The organism is Moorena sp. SIO4A1 (assembly GCF_010672065.1).
GTDB lineage: Bacteria > Cyanobacteriota > Cyanobacteriia > Cyanobacteriales > Coleofasciculaceae > Moorena.
Genome location: NZ_JAAHHX010000231.1, coordinates 1 through 2,796, shown reverse-complemented (window position 1 = coordinate 2,796; position 2,796 = coordinate 1). Strand labels below are relative to the sequence as shown.

Sequence of the window (2,796 nt, the reverse complement as noted above, 5' to 3'; positions counted from 1 at the left end):
TGAATCAAGCCTTGGGAAATATAGTATTTGACTCAATAGAACCCCTTGAAGACCTTGTTGAGCAACGCTGGCGCTATTTGCTCAATTCCCTGAGAGTTGATCCGCTGCATCAGCTTCTATCATTGGTAGCCTGAGGTAATGGAAGAAGCTGCTTAACTATGGTCAATTAATGTGACTTGATATGAGAGACTTGGTAAAGTAAAAAAAATCAGAATAATTATCGATGTCAGGAGTACCGAAAATAGACATTGCTGAATCAGTAGAAGAACTAAAATCTCTAATGAAGCAGCAGAAAACGAGATTGGGATATGGGGTGCGACTAGTTATAACTAGGAGCCTGTAGAGTATACAGGGTAAACGCATCGAAATTTGTATCAAAATTTACAGTTAAAAACTAAACAATAATATCAAAAATCTATAATTACCCTGTTGATTCTCAATAAGCACAATTCATTCTCAATTCTTGGCCGTGTTATCCTTGGTCGATTTGAGAGTACTCTACATTCGGGTTTCGTACGCAAATCCGACTTTGATTATTGTTCAAAGTCAGCGTAAAATTTGTTGACTTTGAACAAAAAAAAACTGCTTTAGGATGGGATTTATTCGAATTAAAAAAAAAATTGACTTAATGAGAGTTTTGTATGTTACCATTTAGACCAAATTAGATGCGTTTACCCTGGTATAAAAGACAGGGGTATGAGTTAGGGAAAGAACGTCAATAAAAGAATAATGAAGATGAGAGAATCGAAAGAATTAGGGGCTTACATTCTTGGGCCAGATCAAGAAGTTGAGTCACAAAATCTCTTAAGTGATTACTACAGTATCCAACCTCAACCAGGTGACACAAAGCAACGTGTAAAATTTGGTACAGCTGGGCATCGAGGTACATCGACCTTGGGAAGTTTTAATGAAGCTCATATTCTTGCGATCGCTCAGGCGATCGCGGAATTTCGTCAACAACAGGGAATTTGTGGTCCAATGTTTGTAGGAATGGATACTCATGGCCTGTCATCACCCGCCCAAAGAACTGTCTTAGAAGTTTTCTCTGCCCATGAAATAGATATTTACATTGCTCCCTTGACGGGGGATGCTCGCTATACGCCAACACCAGTTATTTCCTATGCAATTCTTCACTATAATAGGGGGAAGATAAGACATTTGGCTGATGGCCTGATTATCACCCCGTCTCATAATCCTCCTTGCGACGGCGGTATAAAGTACAACTCGCCCTCAGGTGGGCCAGCGCAGCCCATAGCAACTCAATGGATTGAGGCGCGTGCTAATCAACTCTTAGGGAATGGTAATCGAGAGGTCAAGCGGTGGACCTATGAAAAAGCTCTAAAGGCTCCTACCACTCATATTTACGATTATATTTCTGGTTATGTTAGAGATTTATGCACAGTTGTAGACTTAAAAGCTCTTTCCACCTCAGATATTCATATTGGTGTTGATCCGTTAGGTGGTTCGAGTGTTTGTTACTGGGATGCAATTGCTGAGCATTATCAACTCAAGCTAGATATCCTTGAGCGAACCATTGATCCAAGTTTTTATTTTCTGGCACCTGATTGGGATGGCAAGCGCCGCATGGATTGCTCTTCTCCTGAGGTCATGGCTAACTTAGTGAAAGTAAGAGATAAGTATGATATAGCTTTTGGCAATGATGCAGATAGCGATCGCTTTGGTGTGGTCACACCTAATGCTGGTTTAATCCCTCCCAACCACTTTCTTGCTGTAGCAATTGGTTATCTGGCTCAATCGCGATCTGATTGGTCTGCCAGCGGTGTTATCGGTAAATCTATTGTGACCAGTGATATGCTCAATCGGGTTGCTCGTTCGATTGGCTACTCACTCTATGAAGCTCCCATTGGATTCAGATGGTTTGTTCCAGGACTGCAAGAAGGTAGTCTAAATTTTGCTGGTGAGGAAAGTGCTGGAGCATCTTTTCAGCGTAAAGACGGTTCTGTATGGACAACAGATAAAGATGGGATTGTCATGAACTTGTTGGCAGCAGAAATTTTTGCGAAAAGTGGAAAGGATCTCAGCAGGCACTATCAAGATTTAACCGATAAGTATGGTGAATGTTACTATACTAAGATTTTTGTTCCTGCTAAACCAGGCCAAAAGAAAAAACTAAGTCAACTCTCAGAGTTTGAAATAAGTGCGTCTACTCTGGCGGGGGATCCTATTGTTGCTAAATTTACCAGGGCTCCGGCGAATGATGCATCATTGGGAGGGATTAAGATCAGGACGACTAATGGATGGTTTGTTGCTCGTCCGTCAGGAACGGAAATGGTAGAGCCCGTTTATAAGGTTTATGGAGAAAGTTTCAAAAGTGAGCATCATCTGGACTTGCTTATGCAAGAAGCTATCCAGATTGTAAATAATGTTACTCAATAAATTTTACTAGTTACTAGTTAGTATAAATACGAACAATAAATACTCTAAATTAAACCGGGCTGATGGCTTATAACTCACATTCCGCAGGTCCTCATGTACGTTTTGAAGATTTTAAAAGTCAGACGGGGCAATGGTTTCAGGAATTAAGTCCCAACCGACTCACGGTTGAATAGTCCTTCATTGTCGGCTATTCGACCCCATTGGGTCGGCTATTAGTGGCGCAGCGAACGCACAGTTTACGCAATTGCTACCCTCAATCGTTGCCCCAACTAATATCAAATCCGGTTAAATAGTTATCGTTAAGCCTTGGCTGCCTGCCACCAATGAAAATGGGTCAGACCACGAATGAAGTCGCACTGCTTGAGTAAAACACAACAGCGAGCGCAAATTATCTGCTCC

The 2,796-nt window shown here is 41.4% G+C and carries 1 protein-coding gene; it reads left to right on the top strand.

The features are described 5' to 3' along the window. Positions 1-735 precede the first annotated feature (735 nt). Positions 736-2,397 (top strand): phosphoglucomutase, alpha-D-glucose phosphate-specific, encoded by a 1,662-nt coding sequence (locus F6K53_RS36585; protein ID WP_293019856.1) that lies wholly within the window; start codon positions 736-738, stop codon positions 2,395-2,397. Positions 2,398-2,796 lie beyond the last annotated feature (399 nt).